This window comes from Streptomyces hoynatensis (assembly GCF_003626535.1).
GTDB lineage: Bacteria > Actinomycetota > Actinomycetes > Streptomycetales > Streptomycetaceae > Streptomyces > Streptomyces hoynatensis.
In genome coordinates this window covers 1-19,381 of the sequence record NZ_RBAL01000024.1, presented here as the reverse complement: position 1 = coordinate 19,381, position 19,381 = coordinate 1, and the positions used below count along the sequence as shown (strand labels likewise).

Below are 19,381 nucleotides of genomic sequence, written 5' to 3'. Positions count from 1 at the left end.
GCGCAGTGATGCTGCGCAATCCACCGCCCTACTCCCCTCGACTCGGCAACTCGCGTCGTGGGAGCCGCAGTCGGCGTCGTAGGGAAGGTGGTGGGCAGAACTTAGCAGCGATCGATGGCATCCCGATGTGGGTGAGCTTCCGCTCTGGCGGCGGCGCGGGAAGCGCGCAGTGTTGCTGCGCGGTCTCACGATGTCGATCGCGCTGCTTGGGGACAGGGGGTGGGCCGAGAGGGGCCCGCCGGGCGGCGGGCGAAACGCCGTAAGGTGTGCGGCAGGTCACAGTCCGCCGGTGCGTACACGCCGACGTGGCAGGTCGGGTTGCCGGCCGGCGGCGGCACTCGTCCGCGCGGAACGGTCGTGCGGCTCGCGCCGCGGTCTCGGCCGCTCTCAGGAGGAGGTGTCGCGCCGTTTGGCCCGCCCGGAACACCTCGCACAGGGGTGTACGGCACATCCGAAGGTTGAGGGGTGAGAGGTGGTGGGCTCGGGCGCGGCTGCTGCGGCTGAGGATCGTGAAGGGGACGCGGCGATGTCATCGTGCGGGTGTGGTGAGGAAGTCTCCGACCGCTTCAACTTTTGCCCGAGCTGCGGCATTTCTTTGCGTGGGTCGGCCGAATCACGCCGCACGCCCCCGGTGCCGTATGCGCCGTCCCTCTGCCGAACTCTCCGGGCCGTCGCCAAGCCCGATGAGTGTGCCGGGGGTGGATTACGGTGCTCGTTCCTCCCCGGAATGGTCCGCGGATTCGGATCTGTTCCCGCCGGGAGGGCCCGAACGGCTGGACCTGGCCGAGCGCGACGCAGTGCGGCAATGGAGTCGGGTCAGTGAGGAGCTTGGGCTTCCTGGCTACCCCGGGTTGCCGGACATCATGGGCGATTCGGTGGCGCGGTTGCCCGATCGAGTCGCGGCGATGATCGAAGGGGGCGTCGCCGAGCCGCCCGACGCACGAGTGGCCGGCGCTGTGTTGATGAATTTGGACGAAGCCTGACCGTTGGCGCTCCTCGTGCAATTGCGTCGGAAGCTCGCCGGCGCACCTCGGCAGGAAGCCGCGGCGGGCATTGACGCCTACGTCGGCACCCGGTCGGCAAACGCCGCCGCCGGCTCGCCCCGGCAACACCCCGTGCCGCTGGCCCCCGCCCGGCCCGGCGCCGGCCGGTGCCTGTGGGGGCGTGTGCGGTTCTCAGAGGCTTCTGATATCGCGCCGCTACCGTCCGGTTCATGGTGCGCGATTACCTGATCATCGGGGCCGGACCGGCCGGACTTCAGCTCGCCGCTCTGCTGGAACGCGAGGGACGCGACTACGTCGTCCTGGAACGGGGAAACGGGCCGGGGACGTTCTTCACCACGTACCCCAGGCATCGCCAGCTGATCTCGATCAACAAGGTGAACACCGGATTCACCGATCCGGAGCTCAACCTCCGCATGGACTGGAACTCACTGCTCACCGACGACCCGGAACTGCGCTTCGCCCGGTACAGCGAGCGCTACTTCCCCGCCGCCGACGACTTCGTCCGCTATCTGGCCGACTTCGCCGAGCGCTCGGGCATCCGCGCCGAGTACGGGACCGAGGTCGTCCGGATCTCCCGGACGGACGACGGGTTCTCCGTTCTCGACGACTCGGGACGGACCTGGCAGGCCCGGCGCGTCGTCGTGGCGACCGGCGTCTCCCGGCTCCGGGTGCCGGACATTCCGGGCATCGAACTCGCCGAGCGCTACGACGAGTTCGCCACCGACCCGGCGTCCTTCACCAACCAGCGGGTGCTGGTCGTCGGCAAGGGCAACTCCGCGTTCGAGACCGCCGACTCCCTCATGGAGAAGGCCGCGGTCATCCACGTCGCGGGCCCGCACTCGGTCAAGATGGCCTGGCAGACACACTTCGTCGGTCATCTGCGCGCGGTGAACAACAACTTCTTGGACAGCTACCAGCTCAAATCGCAGAACGCGGTCCTGGACGGCACCGTGGAGAACATCGAGAAGACCGCCGGCGGCGGGTTCCGGGTCGAGTTCCGTTACGCCAGGACCACGGAACGGCTCCGGGTGCTCCACTACGACCGCATCATCCTGTGCACCGGCTTCCGTCTCGACACCACGATCTTCGACGAGACCTGCCGCCCCGCGCTCGTCATCGACGACCGGTTCCCCGGGCAGACCTCCGCCTACGAGTCGGTGAACGTGCCGGGCCTGTACTTCGCCGGCACGCTGACCCAGCAGCGCGACTTCAAGAAGGGGACCAACGGCTTCATCCACGGCTACCGCTACGGCGCCCGTGCCCTGCACCGCATCCTCGGCTCCCGCCATCACGACACGCCCTGGCCGGCCGAGCGGCTGGCCGCGGAACCCGAGGCGATCGCCGACGCCCTCATCGCCCGCGTCAACCGCTCCTCGGGCCTCTGGCAGCAGTTCGGGGTCCTCGGCGACGTGGTCGAGGTGGACGGTGACCAGGCCCGTTACCTGGAGGAGGTCCCGCTCGACTACGTCACCGACGGCGGCCTCGGCGCCGCCGCACACCGGTTCGTCGTCGACCTGGAGTACGGCTCGGGCCACGACGCGGTCGACCCGTTCGACGTCAACGTCCCGCGCGTGACCGAGAACGACGTCGAGCACGCCATGGACTCCACCTACCTCCACCCCGTGGTCCGCCACTACCGCGACGGCGTCCTGGCCGGCACCCACCACCTCGCGGAGAACCTGGAGAACGACTGGGACATCCCCGAGGTCCACCGGCAGCCGCTCGTCGAGTTCCTGCGAGCCACCCTTGGCTGAGCAGTTCCCCGGCGGCGTGCTCGATCTGCTCGACGCGGCGGGCGACCGCCCGGTGTTCGAGCACGCCGGCCGGACCGTGTCCGGCGCGGAACTCCTCGGGGCCGTGCGGCGGGTCACGCGCGGCCTGCGGCGGCACGGCGTCCGGCCCGGTGACGGCGTCGCGCTGCTGCTCGGGGTGAGCCCCGACGCGTTCGCCGCCGTCATCGCGGCCCACGTCGCCGGCGCCCGCGTCGTCGGGCTGCGGCCCGGCCTGACCGCCGCTCAGCAGGACCAACTGCTCGCGGACGTCGCGTTCGTGGTCACCGACCGCCCCGACGGCCTGCCGGAGAGAGCCGGCGCCCCGCCCCCCGCACGTGCCAGGTCCGTGCTCGCCCTCGGCGAGTTGCTGGCGTGCGCGGACGACGGCGCGCGGCCGGTGATCACGGCGCGGCCGGGGGACGTGGCCCGGCTCATCCACACCAGCGGCAGCACCGGCCTCCCCAAGGCCTGCGCCCAGACCTACGCGGCGATGACCGCGGCCTGGACGCTGCGGCCGGGGGACTGGCCGCCCGCCATCCGCGAACTCGCCACCCGCCTGGACCGGTTCCTCGTGTTCGGCAGCCTGGCGAGCCAGGTGATGATGGAGTACGGGCTGCTCACGCTCGCCGCCGGCGGGGTCCTGGTCACCGCCGACCCGCCGGCCTTCCCCGAGGCCCTCGTACGGCTCCGGGCGAGCGCGAGCGTCATCACCGTGGCCCGGCTGACGAAGCTCGTGGCGAGCCAGCGCGAGTCCCCCGTGGACCTCGGCGGGCTGCGCGCGCTGATGCTGTCAGGTTCCCCGCTGGCGCCGGGGCGGCTGCGCGAGGCCGCGGAGGTGCTCGGGCCGGTCGTCTTCCACGGGTACGGGCAGACCGAGACCGGCACCATCTCCATGGCCACCCCGGCGGACGAGCCGGGTTCGCTGGGCGTGCCGCCCGTCGACCTGGAGGTCAGGGACCCCGCGGGCCGCCCCCTCCCGCCCGGGGCCGACGGCGAGCTCTTCGTCAGGACCCCGGCGCAGAGCGCGGGCTACTGGCGCGAACCCGGCCTCACCGCCGAGGTATTCACCGACGGCTGGGTCCGCACCCGCGACCTCGGCCACCTCGACGCCGAGGGCCGGCTGTGGCTCACCGGCCGCGTCCGCGACGTGGTCATCGTCAACGCCAACGTGCACTACGCCGGCCCCATCGAGCGGGTGCTCGCCACTCACCCCGCGGTGGCCGAGGCGTACGTGGCCGCCGTCCCCGACGAGGACACCGGGGAGGCGGTGCACGCCTTCGTGGTGCCCGCCGCGGGCCGCGCCCCCGGCCTGGGCGAACTGCGCGAGCTGGTGACGGCGCACCTCGGCGCGGCCTGCGCGCCCGCCCGCCTCACCCTCATCGACCAGGTGCCGCTCACGCCCGCGGGAAAGCCCGACAAGCGGCGGCTCGCCGAGGGCGGCGGACGAGCCCCCGCCCCGCCCGCGGGCGTCGCCCGCCCGGCCGCCGGCACGGATTTCAGAGCGCTCTGAGATTCCCCGCCTACGTTGGCCGTGTGCTGACCAAGGACACCGTCTCGCTCACCGGCCCCCTGGAGGCCGCCGCCCTGGGCCGCGCGGCGGCCCCGCTGGCCGTCGCCGTGGACGACGAGGTCCGCGCGCGCGTCGACCGGGGCCGCCGCCGCTTCCGCGCCCTCCGGCAGGGCGGGGGCGGCGAGGGCGGCGAGGGGCGCAGCATCTACGGCGCCACCACGGGGTTCGGCGCGCTCGTCGGCTACGCGGGCCGCGCGGACGAGGCCGACCAGTGCGACAACACCCTGGCGCACCTGGGCGCGGGACAGGGCCCCGACCTGCCGCAGGAAATCGCCCGCGCCGCCCTGCTGTTGCGCACCTGGTCCCTCGCCCAGGGCCTCTCCGGCGTCTCCGTCGAGGTCGTCGAGCGGCTCGCCGCGATGTTCGCCACCACCTTCTCGCCCGCCGTGCCCCGCTACGGCTCCGTCGGCGCCAGCGGCGACCTGATCCCGCTCGCCTACGCCACGCAGGCGCTGCGCGGCCGGGGACACGCCTACCTGGACGGCGTCCGGATGCCGGCCGCCGAGGCGCTGACCGCCGCCGGGCTGCGCCCGCTCTCCCTGGACGGGCGCGACGCGCTCGCCCTCGTCAACGGCACCTCCGTCACCACCGCGGCCACGGCACTGGCCCGGGACGCCGTCCGCGCCGCGCACCGCTCGCTGGCCGCGCTCACCTGCCTGCTGGCCGACCTCCTCGGCTGCGATCCCGGCTTCCTCGACGCCGACCTGCTGCGCGCCTACGGCCACCCCGGCGCGATCGAGGTGGGCGCGCGCATGCGGCGTACCCTCGCCGGCACCACGCCCTCCGGCACCCGGCCGCTTCAGGAGCCGTACAGCATCCGCTGCGCCCCCCAGCTCCTCGGCGCGGCCGAGGACGCGCTGCGTTACGTCGACGGCGTGGTCGCCGCGGACCTCGGCGGCGTCAGCGACAACCCGCTGTTCTTCCCGGGCGTAACGGGCGAGGCAGGCGTAACGGGCGAGGCAGGCGCGACGGGCGAGGCAGGCGTAACGGGCGAGGCAGGCGCGACGGGGGAGGCAGGCGCAACGGGGGAGACAGGCGCACCGGGCGAGGCGCCGGAGGCGGGGGAGGGGAAGGTGGTGCACGGCGGGAACTTCTTCGGCCAGCCCGACGCGTTCGCCGCCGACCTGCTCGCCTCCGTCACCGCCCAGCTGGGCAACCTCGCGGAACGCCAGCTGGACCTCCTGGTGGACCCGGCGCGCAACGGCGGACTGCCGCCGATGCTGGCCACCACCCCCGGCGTCCAGCACGGCCTGCAGGGCGTGCAACTGGCGACCACCGCGTTCGTCGCGGAGATCCGCCGCGCCGCGACGCCGGCCGGGATGCAGAGCCTGCCGACGAACCTGCACAACCAGGACGTCGTCCCCTTCGGCACCCAGGCCGCCCTGCGCGCCTACGACATGGCCGAGTTGCTCGGCCTGCTGTGCGGCTCGCTGGCCCTCGGCCTGCGCCAGGCCGTCCACGTCGGGGCCAGGCGCCCCACCGCGCCCCGCTGCGGCGCGCTCCTGGACGCCCTCGCCGACGCGATCCCCCCGGTCGACCCCGACCGCCCCCTGGACGCGGATGTGCGCGCCGCGGCACGCCTGCTGGTCACGTCCGCACTGCCCTGACCCGGCGGGCCAGGACCGGGGCCGAGGGGGCACCGCTCTCCGGGAGCCGGACGGTGAACCTGGCCCCGCGCCCCGGGCGGCCGGCGGCGGCCACCGTGCCGCCGTGGTGCGTGATGACCTCCCGCAGCAGCGCGAGCCCAAGACCGTACCTGCCGCTGGAGCCGCCCGAGTGGAACCGCTCGAACAGCCGGCTCGCCTCGGCGGCGTCGAAGCCGGGCCCGGTGTCCGTGACGGTCAACTCGACCGCGCCCCCGGCCCGCGCGAGGGCGACCTCGATCCGCCCGCCGGCCGGGGTGTGGCGGATCGCGTTGGACAGCAGCTCGCCGACGGCGCGGCGCAGCGCGGACTCGATGCCGTCGACGAGCAGCGGAGGCGGCGGACCGTCCACCACGACCGTCAGGCCGCCGTCCCGCGTCCGGTCCGCCTCCTCCTCGACCACGGAACGGGCCAGCGCCAGGAGGTCGACCGGCCGGCGTTCCGGCGGGCGGGCCGGGCCCGCCGCCAGGCTCGCGGACAGCAGCAGGTCGTCGAGCACCTCGCCGAGCCGCCCGGCCGAGCCGACCAGCCGCGACAGCCCGTCCCGGTGCTGGGCCGGCAGCTCCTGGGCCGCCGCCTGCCGCGACAGCAGCTGCGCCCGCGTGTACACCTGGGTGACGGGGGTGCGCAGTTCGTGGCTCGCGTCCGTGACGAACCGGCGCTGCCGGGCCAGCGCCTCGGCCAGCGGGGACACCGCAAGCCGCCCGAGGACCGCCCCCGCGGCGGCCGCCGCGATCAGCCCCACGACCTCGGCGACGCCCAGCGCGTACCACAGGTGCCTGCGGTCGGCCAGCTGGAAGCGCATGTCGAACACCGCCTGCACCAGCGTCCCGTCCACCCTGATCTGCGTACGCACCAGGTAGACCGTGCCGTCCCGCCGCACGGTGCGCTCCGCGGCCTCGTGGGTCCGGCGCACGCGCTCCAGGTCGGCGCGCAACGGGAAGCCTGCGGGGGCGTACGTCAGCGGGGTCACGCCGGGCGCGTACAGCCAGGTGCACCCCGACGGGCTCGACAGCCCGCCGCGCGCCGCGTCGTAGCGCAGCTCCCGCCACACCTGCTCGTGCTGCGCGTGGGTCATCACCGTGCCGGCCACCCCGCCGACGACCGCGACGAGCAGCGTGATGATCGCGCTGGTGAACACGGCGATCCGCAGCCGGGCCCGGCGCACCGCCGCCCGTTCCGCCTCCACCGAAGGTCTCATAACGCCCCCAGCCGGTAGCCGAGTCCGCGGACGGTGTGCACCACCTGCCGGCCGAGCTTGCGGCGCAGATAGTAGACGTAGGTATCGACGATGGAGGGCGCGGGCGCCTCCTGGAACACCATCCGGCGCAGCGCGGCCCGCGAGTACACGGTGCCGGGCCGCGAGGCGAGCACCCACAGCAGCGAGAACTCCCGCGCCGCGAGGGCCACGCGCTCGCCGTCGGCCAGCTCGACCTCGCGGCGGCCGACGTACAGGTGACCTGAACCGATCCGCAGGACGTCGGTGACGTCCCGCGCCCGCCGGCACAACGCCCGCAGCCGGGCGCCGAGCTCGTCCAGGTCGAACGGCTTGGCCAGGTAGTCGTCGGCGCCTGCGTCCAGCCCGTCGACCCGGTCGTGCACGGTGCCCATCGCGGTCAGCAGCAGCACCGGCGTCCTGACCGCGCGCGCCCGCAGCCGGCCCACCAGGTCGAGGCCGTCCACCACCGGCAGCCGCCGATCGACGAGGAGCACGTCGTACTGCCTGGTCAGCGCGAGATGCAGCCCCCGCTGCCCGTCGGCCGCGACGTCGACCGCGTACCCCTCCTCCCGCAGCGCCTCGGAGAGCATGGCCACCAGCTCGGGATCGTCCTCGACCAGCAGCAGCCGCCAGGGCTCCCGCGCGCGTCCCAGTGTCATGCTCTTATTCCCCTCGCCCCCACGGCCACTGTCAACCACCCCAGCAGCCACGGCGGTTGCGGGAGGGGAACGCGTCCTGGGGCGGCGGGGAAGGCCGCGGGGCGGGGCACGGGCGGGCGGGGGCGTACCGCGCGGGCGGGGGGTATCGCGTGGGCGGGGGCGCCGTGCCGCTGCGCCCCCGCCCGTCACCGGCCGAGCGGGTGGGGTAGCGCCCCGCCGGCCGGCTCGGGGTGGGCCCGGGGCCGGCGGGGCGGCGGCTCAGCGGCGCGAGGCCGCCTGCCGGCGGCGCACCACCAGGTAGCCGCCGGCGGCGAGCAGGACGGCGGCGCCGGCGACCATCGGCGTCGCCGGGAGGCCGGCGCCGGTCTCGGCGAGGTCGCCGCCCGGCTCCGCCGCCGCGGTCTCCTCCGCGACGGGCTCCTCCGCCTCGCCGTCCGGGGTGGTCCCGCCGGCCTCCTCGCCTCCGGTCTCCTCGTCGCCCGGCGCGTCCTCGGCGGGGGGCTCCTCCCCTTCCGCCGGGGGCTCCTCCCCGTCCGCGCAGTCCGACCAGAACACCTTGTGCTTGGCGGCCCCGTTCTCGCCCTCGAACTGCCAGGTCAGCCTGTAGTGGCCGGGGGGCAGGGCGAGGTCGTCGGAGCGGCCCTGTCCCTCCCCGTCCAGCACCAGGGCGCCGCTCTCCGCCACCGTGTCGCCGCTCCCGGTCGGCGGCACCTCGGTGATCGTCCAGCTGACCTCCTGCCCGGCGTCGAAGCCGAAGCTCTGGAGGTAGAACGTGCACACATGCGGTTCGTTCCTGGGCAACTCCTCGTCGGTGGTCGCGTCGTGGATCTTCACCGTGCCGTTGTCCCCGGGCGGAGTCGCCAGGGCGGCGGGAGCGAAGGCGAGTATGCCGACGGCGGCCGCGGCCGCGGCGCCGAGCACTTGCGGAGTGCGCATGGATTCTTCTGCTTTCGGCCAAGGAAGGACGGAACAACGCGGAGGGGAGGGTCAGCTTTCAGCCAGACCGGGCGAGTTGGCAAGCGGCCTTCCGTCGCATCGGTCCCGATGGGCGCCGGTTGTCCGAAGATTCGCGATAACAATCCGAATAAGCGGCGGATAAGGGCGCCGAACGCCCCCGCGCGCCGGACGCCCCCGCGCGCCGGACGCCCCCGCGCGCCGGGGCGTCCGCCGGGGCTCACCGGGGCTCACCGGGGCTCACCGGGGCTCACCGCGGCTCGTCGGCCGCCCCGGCGCGTACGTGCCCTTCGAGCAGCCGGCGGGTCACGCTCGGCGCCACCACCTCGTCGCCGCGGACCACCACGCGGACGGCGGAGAGCAGGTCGGGCGCGAGGGTGTCCTTCAGCAGGAAGCCACTCGCCCCGGCGCGCAGGGCCGCGCAGACGCCGTTTCTTTCGACGCCCTTTCCGCCGCCACCTTCCCGGCCCGCCCGCCGCCGTCCGCCGTCGCGGCCGATCGTCACGACCGCCTCCAGCGCGGCCCGGGGATCGGCGGGCCGGCTGTGGAGCGCGGCGGCCCCGCCCTGCGCCTGGATCACCATGACGGACAGGCCGTGCGCGACGACATCGTGCAACTCCCGGCTGATCCGCCCGCGTTGTGCGGCCACCGCGAGGGCCGCCCGCTGGTCGCGCTCCCTCTCACCGGCCCCCTCCCCGGCCTCCTCACCGGCCCCTTCCCGGGCCCCCTCACCGGCCCCTTCCCCGGCCGCCGGATCGAGGCTGCCGTTCCCCGGCCCGGCGGCGGGCGCCCGGAGGGCATCGGCCGGTTCGAGCATCGGGGCGCGCCTCGCGCAGGCTCCATCCGGTCGCGAGCAGCAGGAGCGCGGCCGGCGCCGCGAGGGAGACCCGCCGAGGCGCAGGTGGCCGCGACCGGGCCTGCGGGGCATCCGATCCGGCCTTCCTCGGCGAACTGACCACCGGAAACGTGGCCCGGGACCTGGACCGGGTGCGGAGCGCACTGGGCGAGCGGCGGATCAGCTTCCTCGACATCTCCTGGGGCACCTGGCTCGGCGCGGTGTACCGCAGCGAGTTCCCCGACCGGGTGGAACGGATGTTCCTGGACAGCGTCGCGAGCCCGGAGTTCACCCTGGCCGCGTTCGACGACGGGCGTGCCGACGCCGCCGAGAGCCGGTTCGCGCGGCCGGCGGCGTGGATCGCCTCCCACGACGAGGCGTACGGCCTGGGCACCTCCGCGGCGGAGGTGCGGGCCGCCGTGCTCGGCCCGATCGGCGCCTACGACGCGAACCCGGTCCGGTACACCGACCTGGGGAGGCCCGTCGACGGCGCGGTGGTCGCGAGCCGGATCGACCGCGGCTGCGCGGGACTCCCCGTGGCACCGTGAGAACCGTCCGGCCACCGGCGTGCCAACGGGCCCGCCCCGGGCCGCGGTTCCCGGCCGTTCCGTCCCGCGGCAGGCCCGCAGCCGACGCGAACGGGTGGTGGGCGGAACGGCACGGCTCGACGTTAGGACCGCTCCACCGACCGTGCGGCCATGGCGAGGGCCACCACCCACCCCAGGAAGGTCCACCCCAGGAACAGGTTGACGACAAGGACCGAGCCCGCGTTGCGGACGCCGCGAGCGAACGCGACGGCCGTCGGCACGAAGTAGAGCACGGCCCCGAGTACCAAGAACGTCCTGATCTCCATGTGCGCCCCCTGAGATGCGCCGCCCCCGGCCCAGCGTATCCGCGCGGCTTACCTTCCGTAAGGGGGAAGGCACGGAAAGCGCCGTACGTGCTCACCCTGCGAGACTCCCGTCCGCATCCCGGGCCCTCACCCGGCGGGTGCCGCCCGGGACCGCGCGATCAGGGAGGCGAACCCGTCCAGCATGCTGTCCAGGCCGAAGGCGAAGAGCGCGCCGAGTTCGAGGTCGAACGCGTCCCGCGCGAAGAGCGCGGACAGGACCGGGAAGGACTCGGCGGTCTGGATCGCCTCCGCCCGCGGCTCGTGGGACGCGAGCCACTCTTCGGCGGTCATGCCGGTGTCCTGCCGGGCCTGCGTCTCCCTCTCCACGGCCATCGCGATGCCTTGGACATAGCCGAGGAGCGAGAGGTGGATGTGGAGCATCTGGTGCGTCGTCAGCCCCAGACCGCTGAGGGCGCCGAGCACCCGCTCGGTGTACCGCATCGCGTGGGGCGCGGCCACCGGCCGGGTGAGGGAGGCCATGGCCCGTGCCAGCCAGGGATGCCGCCGGTACAGATCCCACAACCACCGTGCCTCCGCCGCCAGTCGGTCACGCCAGCCGGGGGTGCGGGGCTCGGGCGGCGCCGCGCCGAACACCGCCTCCGACATCAGCCGGACCAGTTCGCCCCTGCTGGGGACGTGGCGGTAGAGCGCCATGGTGGACAGGCCCAACTCGTTCGCCAGCCGCCGCATGGAGAGCGCCTCGAGCCCCTCCGCGTCCGCCAGGGCGAGCGCGACGCGGACGAGGCGTTCGCGGGTGAGGCGCCCGCCCGAGGGCCGGCGCCGGTCGGGACCCGACTCCGTGACCACCGTTCCGACGCCGGGCACCGCGCGCACCAGCCCCTCCTGGTTCAGCCTGGCGAGCGCCTTGGTCGCGGTCGCCATCGCGACGCCCCACTCCCGGGTGAGGCGCCGGGTGGACGGGACGCGGTCGCCGGGAGCGAGCTCACCCGAGGCGATGCGACGGCGGATGTCGTCGGCGATGCGGAGGTAGGGCGGATCGGCGGCCATGCCCGCACCGTACTAGCGCACCCGGCGCGTGTCATGCCTGCTTGACGCGGGTACAGGGCGGGGTGCACTAGGCACCTGTGAGCGGCGTAAGCGGGGCGGCGGTTTCCTGCGGAGTCATGGAGAACGCACCCGGCCCCCACGCGGGCCGCAAGGAATGGACAGCCCTCGGGGTGCTGATGCTTCCCCTGCTCCTCGTGTCCATGGACGTCTCGGTCCTCTACTTCGCCGCCCCCTCCATCAGCCGGGACCTGGAGCCCGGCGCCACACAGCAGCTGTGGATTCTCGACATGTACGGCTTCGTCCTCGCCGGGCTGCTCATCCCCATGGGCGCGCTCGGCGACCGGATCGGCCGGCGCCGGCTGGTGCTGGCCGGCGCGGCCGTCTTCGCCGCGGCCTCGGTCGCCGCCGCCTACGCCCGCTCGGCCGAGCAACTCATCGCGGTGCGCGGCCTGCTGGGTCTCGGCGGTGCCGCGCTGATGCCGTCCACCCTCGCGCTGATCCGCAACCTGTTCCGCGACGCCAGGCAGCGCGGGCAGGCGGTGACCCTGTGGACGACCGTCATGACCGCGGGCATCTCGCTCGGCCCCGTGGTCAGCGGCCTGCTGCTCGAACACTTCTGGTGGGGCTCGGTCTTCCTGATCAACCTGCCCGCGATGCTGCTGCTGTTGGCGTTGGTGCCCTTCCTGGTGCCGGAGTTCAGGTCGGCCGAGCCCGGCCGCTTCGACCTGCCGAGCGCCGCGCTTTCCCTCGCCGCCGTCCTCCTGACGATCTACGGCATCAAGGAGTGGGCCCGGCACGGCTACGAGTCGCTGCCCGCCCTCGGCATCGTCCTGGGACTCCTCCTCGGCGCCGTGTTCCTGCGCCGCCAGAAGGGCCTCGCGCACCCCCTGATCGACCTCGGCCTGCTGCGTCAACGCGCTTTCGGGGGCCCGGCGTTGGCGAACCTCCTCGCGATGTTCGCCACGGTCGGCATGGCCGTCTTCCTCACCCAGTACCTCCAGTCGGTGCTCGGCCTGAGCCCGCTCGACGCCGCGCTGTGGAGCCTGATTCCCGTCGTGGGGGTGGCCGTCACCGCCCCGGCCGGCGCGGTGCTCGCCCAGCGCGTCGATCGCGCCTACGTCATGGGCGGCGGCTTCTTCCTCTCCGCCTTCGGGTTCCTGTGGCTGAGCCAGGTGCGCACCGACTCGCCCCTCTGGTTCGCCCTCGCCGGAGCGTGCTGCTACGCGGGCGGCCTGGTCGCCGCCATGACGCTCGCCAACGAACTGGCCCTGGGCGCCGCCCCGCCGCACCGCGCGGGCTCGGCCGCGGCCGTGCTCGAATCGGGCCAGGAACTCGGGGGAGCCCTGGGCATGGCCCTCCTCGGTTCCATCGGCGCGGCCGTCTACCACCGGGACATGGCCGACGCCCTCCCGGCCGGCGGGCTCGCCGGCGGGCCGCAGGCCGAACCCCTCGGCGAGACGCTGGGCGGCGCGATCGCGGTGGCGGACCGCTTGTCGGCCGGGACCGCGCACGCGGTGCTGAGCGCCGCCCGGGACGCCTTCACGCACGGGATGAGCCTCGCGGCGGCCGGGGCCGCGGCCGGCATGGCAGGAGCGGGCACCTTCTCCCTCACCATGCTGAGGGGCGCTGGCCCCTCCAAGCCCTTGCAGGAAAACGGGTCGGGAGAACGCGCCGCCACAGGCGTGCACTGACTGTCTCCCCGGGAAAGCGAACCCGAGTCGCCTGGCCCCGAACCGGCACGGCATAAACCATGTGACGAAGCGTCAACTCACCGCACAATTTCCTGGCGAAACTGCTCACCTCAGCGAGCTCGATCAGGTGGATGGACTTCACGCGGCAGAACTGACCGGAGGGGGCTCGCGTGACCTCAGCAGACTCCGCGGGGCGGCCCTGGGACGGGTCGACCGACTCCGAATCGGCATCCAGGATCCCGCCCCCGCCGGCCGCCCCGCCCCCGCCGCCCGGCGGTCCTCCACCGCCACCGGCCGGCCCTCCGCCCGCCGCCGGTCGGTACCCCGACGTGGCCCCCGCGGCCTCGGCAGGGCCGTTCATCGGCGTCGACCTGCGAGTCAGTAAACGGTTGCTCTGGGTCGGAGGCGCCTACTACCCGCTGCACAACATCACCCGGGTCTACACGCTGACCCTCCACCCCCGGCGCGGGGAGGCCGTGACGCGCTTCATGAGACGGCTGCTGATCATCGCGGCGCTGGGGCTCTTCCTGGGGCTGCTCGCCGCGGTGATCGACCAGTCCGGCGGCTTCGGAAGCAGCCAGGACAATGGCTCCGCCGACCTCATCGCCTTGGTCACGTTCGTCGCGGTCGTGGCGCTGATCTACTCCTTCGTGGACATGGTGGGAGTGCTCGCCGCGCCCGCACGCTTCGTCCTGGCCGTCGAGACCTCCGGCGCCTCCACCGCCGTGGTGGCAGGCCGGCGACCGGACCAACTTCGCCAACTCGCTTGGCAGATCTCCGAGTCGATCGAAAACCCGGAGGCGAACTTCCGGGTGCGGGTGGACACCGTCACGATCAGTCCCAAGCACTACTACTTCGGAGACAACGTCAACATGTACGGCGGCACCGGCAACGTGGGGATGGCGAGCTGATGAGCGGAGACCAGCACTACTACTTCGGCAGCGGCGACCACGTCACGATGCACGGCGGCTCGGGCAACGTCGGCATCGACAAGCGAGTCACCCCCGCCCAGGAGCTGCCCCCGGCCGTCCAGGAGGCCCTGGGCGAACTCCTCACCCTGATCGCCGAACTCCGCGCCCAGGTGCCGCCGGTCAGCGCCGAGGCTCTCGACGACTCGCTGCCGGCCCTGCGCGCCGAGGCGGACGTCCCACCCAGGGAACGGCACCGCGCCCTGCTCGCCGTGGCGGGCATCGCCTCGACCATCGGCGCTCTGGGCGCACCGATCGTCGAGGCCGTCAACAAGGTCCTGTCACTCCTGGGCGCAAAGTGACCCCCGACCGCCGAATCCGCGGCGTCCCGTGACCGCACGAGGGGCATCCAAGACCGCCGACCGACCGGTCCACACGCCTCCGGCCCCCTGCCCGCACGGCCGCCATACGCCCGCGGCCTGTACGAACGCCGCCTCGGCCGCCCGCCCGGAAGGCGGTTCGGCCGGGCCCCACTGACCGCGGCTCCCCGCCCGTTCCGGCACGCTTCCGGCACGCTTCCGATACGAGACCGGGCGGCCCCACAGGCCGTCGGGCAGCAGCCGAAAGGCGTGAGCACCGCTGAGCGAAGTGACGGCTCCGAAGCCCCGGCGGCCGAGGGGCAGGACGATCTCGGTGCCGAACGCGGCGGCGGAATCCCGGATCGCCGCGGGCATGCAAGCACGAAGGAACCTTGACAACACAACGGCCCGGGTTGGGGATCATGTCCCTGACCCGGGCCGTTACCGTTGGAGCGGGCGACGAGAATCGAACTCGCGCTCTGGGCTTGGGAATCACCGTACGAATCGGCCGGGCGTACGACCTGACCTGCGTAAACGCGACCTCGATCGGGTGCTCTGTGGGCTTGGCAGTGCCCGTGATTGACCGCGGTTTCCTGAGCGTTCTGGCACGCGTCCGGCACGGCGGCTTCGGGCAGCTACAGGTCGTCGGGCAGCAGCCGGAAGGCGTGGTTGCCGGTGAGTGGGGCGATGGACCTGAAGTCGCGGCGGTCGAGGGTCAGGATGGCCTCGGTCTCGTAAGCCTCGGCCAGGACCACGTTCACCGCGTCGGTGAGGTCGAGTCGCAGGGCCGCGTAGCGGTCTTGGACCTTTCGGGCCTTGCGCAGGGCGTCGGCGGACAGCCCGGGAACGGAAACCCGGCCGGTCCGCTCCTGTGCCAACAACCAGTCGTTGACGGTATGCGCCGCCTTGCGGCCGACGTTGCGCGTGGTGATGTGTTCGATCTCCAGGATTACCAGCGGCGACACGATGGTGAGCGCGGCTTGGCGCAAGGCGGTGCGGGCCGACTTGTGCTCGGGGTCTGAGGTGTTGAGCGCGGCGACCAGGCCGGACGTGTCGCCGACGACGATCATTCGGCGTCCGCCACGCCGTCCGACACCGCTCGGTTGATGTCCTCGTCGGTGACCGGACCGCCGAAGTCCAGGCGGGGGATGTCCCAGTCGTCGTCCCAGCGCCGGGTACGCAGGGCCGCAACGTGGAAGGCCTCCCGGAAGTACTCCGACTCGGGCCGGCCCTCGCGCGCGGCGGCTTCCTTGATCAGCGCGAGATCTTCCTCGTCGACCATCACGGTCGTCTTCTTCAAGGCCATATGGTTATGGTACCTGAACCATATCTGCGCTTCGAGGCGGAGAGGCGCGCTCTTGTCGCTGGCGACGCCGACCGTCAAAGTCATACATGAAGTGGTATGTCCCTGACAGTGTCGGTGTGCGGGAGGGAAGGCCGATGTGGACCAAGGCCCTGCTGTGACGTGGGCGCGCAAGATCTTCAACGATTTGACGGAACCGCTGGCGCGCGAAATACCGCGATGTCTGGTCCGAGCCCACCAGCGGGCCAAGCACGGACACCAGGGAGTGGGGACAGAGACTCTGGAGGCATACGGGCACGGCCTGTACGCCGCGCAATACGAGGAGTTGACCGCCGGCCTGGAGAATCTGCCGGAGGCAGCCCCTGTCCGTCTCCAGGGGCGAACGGTCATGATCGTCGCAGGCCATCTTCTCTACCCCCTCCGATACGCAAAGAAGGACGTGCCCGTAACGGAGGCGCATCTCCGCCGCGCGACGGGCTTCCGGGCCGACCTGATTCGCCGGCACGGCCCGGAGCCCGTGCAGGCAGAGTTGGATCTGGGGCTGGAGGAGCTTCAGGAGGCTGAGGTTCACCGGGATCTTCTCCGGATCAGCCCGGACACCCGGCTGGTTCTCCTCGCCTACGCCTGTTCGATCGAACGGGGTGTGGTACGCGTCGAGTGGGGCGACGCGGAACTGCGCCATGACGACAAACACCTGTTGTGGCATCACCACGAACCGCTTCCGCTGCCCGCGGACGGGGAGCCAAGCTGACCCACCGCCGGGCGATTTGGCACGCGGCTCGTCAATCGGTCTGGACAACACAACGGCCCAGGTTGGGGATCATGTCCCTGACCTGGGCCTTAAGCGTTGGAGCGGGCGACGAGAATCGAACTCGCGCTCTGAGCTTGGGAATCATCGGAGCAGGTCGGCCAGATATGGGCTCTGACCTGCACGGATGCCGCTTAGGTCTGTTCCGCCGCGCGTCTCTTCGCGACTGCTGGTGACCGTGGTTCCCCGCTCGTTCTGGCACGTATCTGGCACGCAGGGGACGGTGCAGGCCGGGCAGGCGTCGGATGAAGCGCTGATCTACCAACACGCTGACCGTGAGCTTCACAGAGAGGATGCCGGGGCACCGAGCGGCCGAGCAGGGGTGAGGCGATGACTCCGAGGGCGATCATCAAGGCCGCTGAACGGACGCTTACCGAGGAGACGACCGAGGGAACGCCTCGGACGGTCTTCCGTGTTCCAGCGCCTCACCTGCCAGGCGGAGTCCGAGGTCGTGGACAACGAGCCGGAACCGGTCAAGATGTGGGCCTTGCGGCACACACGGCTGAACACGTCGCACCGTCGCTTCAAGCTCACGACGGAATGACCTCCGGCGGTCTGCGCGGTGCCTAGCAGTCGTGAGACCCCCCCCAGCCACGTTTTTGGACGATGATGACCGGTTGATCCCGCAACTGCATCATTCATAGCGATCGTTTGAGTTTGACCGATCCATGGTCGTGCGGACGAAGCGCTGATCGCCGGTCGCTGCTCTCCCCTATGCGCCTCTCTTGTCAGGCAAATCGCGAATCTCCGCACCCAAGTCATCAACAAGGATTTCGTGACCCCGGTCAAAGCTTTTTGACTGAGCGCTGTCGTTCTGTTTTGCTACGCGATATGTGTAACAGATCTCAAGCTGCATGCACTGCTGGCAGAAGGGTCGACTGACGAAGGGAGAAAGGGGAAGAGCTCCTTCTGGAGTGAGCACGTAGAACAGTCCGTTTCCGACGGGCTGTGACCACGTGAAGCGTCTGCGCTCGAAATCTGGATGATCACCCATGACGTGCAGCGCGGTCACATCGAACGTGCCGAACTTCGGTGAGTACGCAGTGGAGGCGATGTACAGCCACGGCAGTTGCTGCAGGGGCTGAAAAATCTCCAGAGCGCTGCGCAGAAAAGGCAAGTGCTCGCTTACTCGGAGAGCCGCCTCCTCCTCGCTCCGCGGTCTGTCCCCATGGCTAGCTCTGTTGCGCTCGTTGCGCAAGTTATGGAGTGAGCCGATGGCGGTGTGGGATCCATGAGCGCCGCGAAGAAATTCCCGCAGTGCGGAAGGTGCATGAGTCAGACCTGCCCCTTTGCGGGCCACCGCTTCGAGGAAGCTTGTCCAAGTGCCAAACATCGCACCTTTATTCAGGTATGAGCTCCGCAGTTGCGAAAGAAGGTCGTCTGCCACCGTGAACGGAGCCCCGGGAGGTTGGGGCAGTTTTGTTCTCTCGAAACGCAGCAAGGCTGCTGTAGTCACGCTCACGGTGATGGCCAGGGTCTCCGCGGCATCGAGCATGGCCTCGTACTTGTCTCGCGAAGTATGTGCCAGTTCCAATCTGCGGACGACTCGCGAGATTGGATAGGGGAACGTCGCACGAGATATCGAAAATACGTCGGCAGTGAGATTAGTGGTCTGCGATGTGTTTGGAATCGGTGCCGCCCGCATCTCCTCAGAGTGCGCCCCTGTGGTAGGGCTTTGCCCTTGAGGTGCTTTATCGCGCTCATGCTCCGCCACCTGCATTACCTGCCTTGGTGTGGTGCGGGCGAGATTCGGGTGTGGCAGTTGGCGTGGTGGTGTTCCCGGCCGAGGAACGAGGTTCGAGTCTTGCGATGGTGCGTAGGGGGAGGGAGCCGCCATCAGCTTCTTTTGACGCCTTGAGATCCACCACCGTCGCAGTAGGAGACGAAGCCATGCTGGTAAGACGCCGAGACATGCCATGATGGCAATTGTCGCAAGAACGGTGTTCAACCAGATGGGAATACTCTCAGGCTCCTCCTCCGGAGGAGAGGAAAACGCCGTAGCCGCGCCCCACAGGATGGTCATCCAGAAGATCCAGTCGCGGTAGACGGGTGCGTCGTAGAGATTTAGTACCGCGTTGCGGCGTCGAGAAGGTGGCCGCTTAGGGGTTGACGAGTCGCTGATACTGGCACCCCAATCGCTCTCGGGCTGCCTGTGGCTCAACCTGGATCGCCGGCCGAACAAGACTCGTCACCTCCTGGGAGCAGTGCCTGATATGTTCTCGCACTCTATCGGTGGTGAGCTGCTTTGAGTTCCGGCGCAGTGTCGACATCCGGGAGTCGTTCGTCGCTGATGGGTGGTCTGCCATCGACCTCACGCCCCGTCGGCCACCCACTGCATGGTGCGGGGCGGAACCGTGCTCGCAGTCCCCCAGCATGCAGGCTAGCCGGTCAGGCAGTAGGCCACCATGATCTACCAGCACCGGGACCGTAAGCGACACTGTCAGGTCGCCGCTCGACGTCGACGCTCAGGGTACGGATTTGCTGCCGGGACCATAGATCGGTCTGGACAACACAATGGCCCAGGCTGGGGAGCTAGTCCCTGACCTGGGCCTTCGTCGTGGAGCGGGCGACGAGAATCGAACTCGCGCTCTGAGCTTGGGAATCACCGGCCCAGACAGGCCCCAAGCGGCCTCTAAAGGTTGTCTCGTAAGGGGTCAGCCGTGGGCGAGGTTGTGCATGTGGGCGACGCCGATGGCCGCCCAGTAGACACCGTTGCCACGGCGGCGGCAGTCACGGAGGATCTTCCAGGTCTTCAT

18 protein-coding genes and 2 pseudogenes are annotated in these 19,381 nt (G+C 71.5%); 10 read left to right on the top strand and 10 right to left on the bottom strand.

The genetic code is table 11. The annotated features are described in order from the left end of the window. Positions 1–698: 698 nt before the first annotated feature. The 4 genes from D7294_RS27505 (at position 699) to D7294_RS27490 (ending at position 5,953) form a co-directional block, all read left to right on the top strand. Positions 699–983 (top strand): hypothetical protein, encoded by a 285-nt coding sequence (locus tag D7294_RS27505; RefSeq protein ID WP_120684503.1) that lies wholly within the window; start codon positions 699–701, stop codon positions 981–983. Positions 984–1,213: 230 nt separating this feature from the next. Then, positions 1,214–2,758 carry an NAD(P)-binding domain-containing protein gene (locus D7294_RS27500; RefSeq protein WP_120684502.1) on the top strand — a complete coding sequence of 515 codons (1,545 nt, stop codon included), beginning with the start codon at positions 1,214–1,216 and terminating at the stop codon, positions 2,756–2,758. After that, positions 2,751–4,286 (top strand): class I adenylate-forming enzyme family protein, encoded by a 1,536-nt coding sequence (locus D7294_RS27495; RefSeq protein ID WP_120684501.1) that lies wholly within the window; start codon positions 2,751–2,753, stop codon positions 4,284–4,286. The genes D7294_RS27500 and D7294_RS27495 overlap by 8 nt, the downstream gene beginning before the upstream one ends. 23 nt (positions 4,287–4,309) lie before the next feature. Further along, complete coding sequence (locus D7294_RS27490) at positions 4,310–5,953, top strand: aromatic amino acid lyase (RefSeq protein WP_174248458.1); 1,644 nt, start codon at positions 4,310–4,312, stop codon at positions 5,951–5,953. On the opposite strand, the gene D7294_RS27485 is transcribed toward D7294_RS27490, so the two are convergent. The 4 genes from D7294_RS27485 to D7294_RS33490 all read right to left on the bottom strand — a co-directional run bounded on the left by D7294_RS27485 (position 5,934) and on the right by D7294_RS33490 (position 9,638). Continuing rightward, positions 5,934–7,178 (bottom strand): sensor histidine kinase, encoded by a 1,245-nt coding sequence (locus tag D7294_RS27485; protein ID WP_241562667.1) that lies wholly within the window; start codon positions 7,176–7,178, stop codon positions 5,934–5,936. The genes D7294_RS27490 and D7294_RS27485 overlap by 20 nt on opposite strands. Before the next feature lie 8 nt (positions 7,179–7,186). After that, entirely contained in the window at positions 7,187–7,867 is a 681-nt protein-coding gene (locus D7294_RS27480) for a response regulator transcription factor (RefSeq protein WP_120684499.1), read from the bottom strand. A gap of 258 nt (positions 7,868–8,125) precedes the next feature. Next, complete coding sequence (locus tag D7294_RS27475) at positions 8,126–8,803, bottom strand: LPXTG cell wall anchor domain-containing protein (protein ID WP_120684498.1); 678 nt, start codon at positions 8,801–8,803, stop codon at positions 8,126–8,128. Between the two features lie 268 nt (positions 8,804–9,071). Continuing rightward, positions 9,072–9,638, bottom strand: a complete 567-nt coding sequence (locus tag D7294_RS33490; RefSeq protein ID WP_241562666.1) for a histidine kinase — start codon at positions 9,636–9,638, stop codon at positions 9,072–9,074. A gap of 107 nt (positions 9,639–9,745) precedes the next feature. Here D7294_RS33490 and D7294_RS34055 point away from each other — a divergent pair. Next, positions 9,746–10,204: pseudogene (locus tag D7294_RS34055) on the top strand (alpha/beta hydrolase family protein); the annotation flags it as partial. A 122-nt stretch (positions 10,205–10,326) separates the two neighbouring features. Here D7294_RS34055 and D7294_RS27455 read toward each other — a convergent pair. Then, positions 10,327–10,509, bottom strand: coding sequence for a superinfection immunity protein (locus tag D7294_RS27455; RefSeq protein ID WP_120684497.1), 183 nt, complete (start codon positions 10,507–10,509; stop codon positions 10,327–10,329). A 126-nt stretch (positions 10,510–10,635) separates the two neighbouring features. After that, on the bottom strand, positions 10,636–11,556 hold the full coding sequence (locus tag D7294_RS27450; protein WP_120684496.1) for a TetR/AcrR family transcriptional regulator C-terminal domain-containing protein: 921 nt from the start codon (positions 11,554–11,556) through the stop codon (positions 10,636–10,638). A gap of 116 nt (positions 11,557–11,672) precedes the next feature. On the opposite strand from D7294_RS27450, the gene D7294_RS27445 reads away from it, so the two are divergent. The 3 genes from D7294_RS27445 to D7294_RS27435 all read left to right on the top strand — a co-directional run bounded on the left by D7294_RS27445 (position 11,673) and on the right by D7294_RS27435 (position 14,517). Then, on the top strand, positions 11,673–13,247 hold the full coding sequence (locus D7294_RS27445) for an MFS transporter (RefSeq protein WP_120684495.1): 1,575 nt from the start codon (positions 11,673–11,675) through the stop codon (positions 13,245–13,247). 329 nt (positions 13,248–13,576) lie between these two features. Next, positions 13,577–14,158: a DUF6232 family protein gene (locus D7294_RS27440; RefSeq protein WP_120684494.1), complete on the top strand. Its 582-nt coding sequence runs from the start codon at positions 13,577–13,579 to the stop codon at positions 14,156–14,158. Then, positions 14,158–14,517: a hypothetical protein gene (locus D7294_RS27435; RefSeq protein WP_120684493.1), complete on the top strand. Its 360-nt coding sequence runs from the start codon at positions 14,158–14,160 to the stop codon at positions 14,515–14,517. Before D7294_RS27440 ends, D7294_RS27435 begins: the two co-directional genes overlap by 1 nt. A 632-nt stretch (positions 14,518–15,149) precedes the next feature. Here D7294_RS27435 and D7294_RS27430 read toward each other — a convergent pair. Together D7294_RS27430 and D7294_RS27425 are read right to left on the bottom strand one after the other, a co-directional pair. Then, on the bottom strand, positions 15,150–15,584 hold the full coding sequence (locus D7294_RS27430) for a PIN domain-containing protein (RefSeq protein WP_120684492.1): 435 nt from the start codon (positions 15,582–15,584) through the stop codon (positions 15,150–15,152). Continuing rightward, positions 15,581–15,820 carry a ribbon-helix-helix protein, CopG family gene (locus D7294_RS27425; protein WP_120684556.1) on the bottom strand — a complete coding sequence of 80 codons (240 nt, stop codon included), beginning with the start codon at positions 15,818–15,820 and terminating at the stop codon, positions 15,581–15,583. The genes D7294_RS27430 and D7294_RS27425 overlap by 4 nt, the downstream gene beginning before the upstream one ends. A gap of 262 nt (positions 15,821–16,082) precedes the next feature. On the opposite strand from D7294_RS27425, the gene D7294_RS27420 reads away from it, so the two are divergent. Both D7294_RS27420 and D7294_RS34110 read left to right on the top strand, forming a co-directional pair. After that, entirely contained in the window at positions 16,083–16,568 is a 486-nt protein-coding gene (locus tag D7294_RS27420; protein WP_338325698.1) for a hypothetical protein, read from the top strand. Between the two features lie 469 nt (positions 16,569–17,037). Beyond that, complete coding sequence (locus D7294_RS34110) at positions 17,038–17,169, top strand: DUF7848 domain-containing protein (protein ID WP_479681734.1); 132 nt, start codon at positions 17,038–17,040, stop codon at positions 17,167–17,169. Between the two features lie 168 nt (positions 17,170–17,337). On the opposite strand, the gene D7294_RS32090 is transcribed toward D7294_RS34110, so the two are convergent. Together D7294_RS32090 and D7294_RS27415 are read right to left on the bottom strand one after the other, a co-directional pair. Further along, positions 17,338–18,120, bottom strand: a complete 783-nt coding sequence (locus D7294_RS32090; protein ID WP_158674704.1) for a hypothetical protein — start codon at positions 18,118–18,120, stop codon at positions 17,338–17,340. 1,159 nt (positions 18,121–19,279) lie between these two features. After that, positions 19,280–19,381, bottom strand: a pseudogene (locus D7294_RS27415) (IS5/IS1182 family transposase); the annotation flags it as partial.

Coding starts and splice junctions, on each gene's coding strand:
- D7294_RS27425 (WP_120684556.1), bottom strand. CDS start 15,820: ATGGCCTTGAAGAAGACGACCGTGATGGTCGACGAGGAAGATCTCGCG.
- D7294_RS27475 (WP_120684498.1), bottom strand. CDS start 8,803: ATGCGCACTCCGCAAGTGCTCGGCGCCGCGGCCGCGGCCGCCGTCGGC.
- D7294_RS27445 (WP_120684495.1), top strand. CDS start 11,673: ATGGAGAACGCACCCGGCCCCCACGCGGGCCGCAAGGAATGGACAGCC.
- D7294_RS27430 (WP_120684492.1), bottom strand. CDS start 15,584: ATGATCGTCGTCGGCGACACGTCCGGCCTGGTCGCCGCGCTCAACACC.
- D7294_RS27500 (WP_120684502.1), top strand. CDS start 1,214: ATGGTGCGCGATTACCTGATCATCGGGGCCGGACCGGCCGGACTTCAG.
- D7294_RS33490 (WP_241562666.1), bottom strand. CDS start 9,638: ATGCTCGAACCGGCCGATGCCCTCCGGGCGCCCGCCGCCGGGCCGGGG.
- D7294_RS32090 (WP_158674704.1), bottom strand. CDS start 18,120: ATGCTCGATGCCGCGGAGACCCTGGCCATCACCGTGAGCGTGACTACA.
- D7294_RS27455 (WP_120684497.1), bottom strand. CDS start 10,509: ATGGAGATCAGGACGTTCTTGGTACTCGGGGCCGTGCTCTACTTCGTG.
- D7294_RS27480 (WP_120684499.1), bottom strand. CDS start 7,867: ATGACACTGGGACGCGCGCGGGAGCCCTGGCGGCTGCTGCTGGTCGAG.
- D7294_RS27435 (WP_120684493.1), top strand. CDS start 14,158: ATGAGCGGAGACCAGCACTACTACTTCGGCAGCGGCGACCACGTCACG.
- D7294_RS27450 (WP_120684496.1), bottom strand. CDS start 11,556: ATGGCCGCCGATCCGCCCTACCTCCGCATCGCCGACGACATCCGCCGT.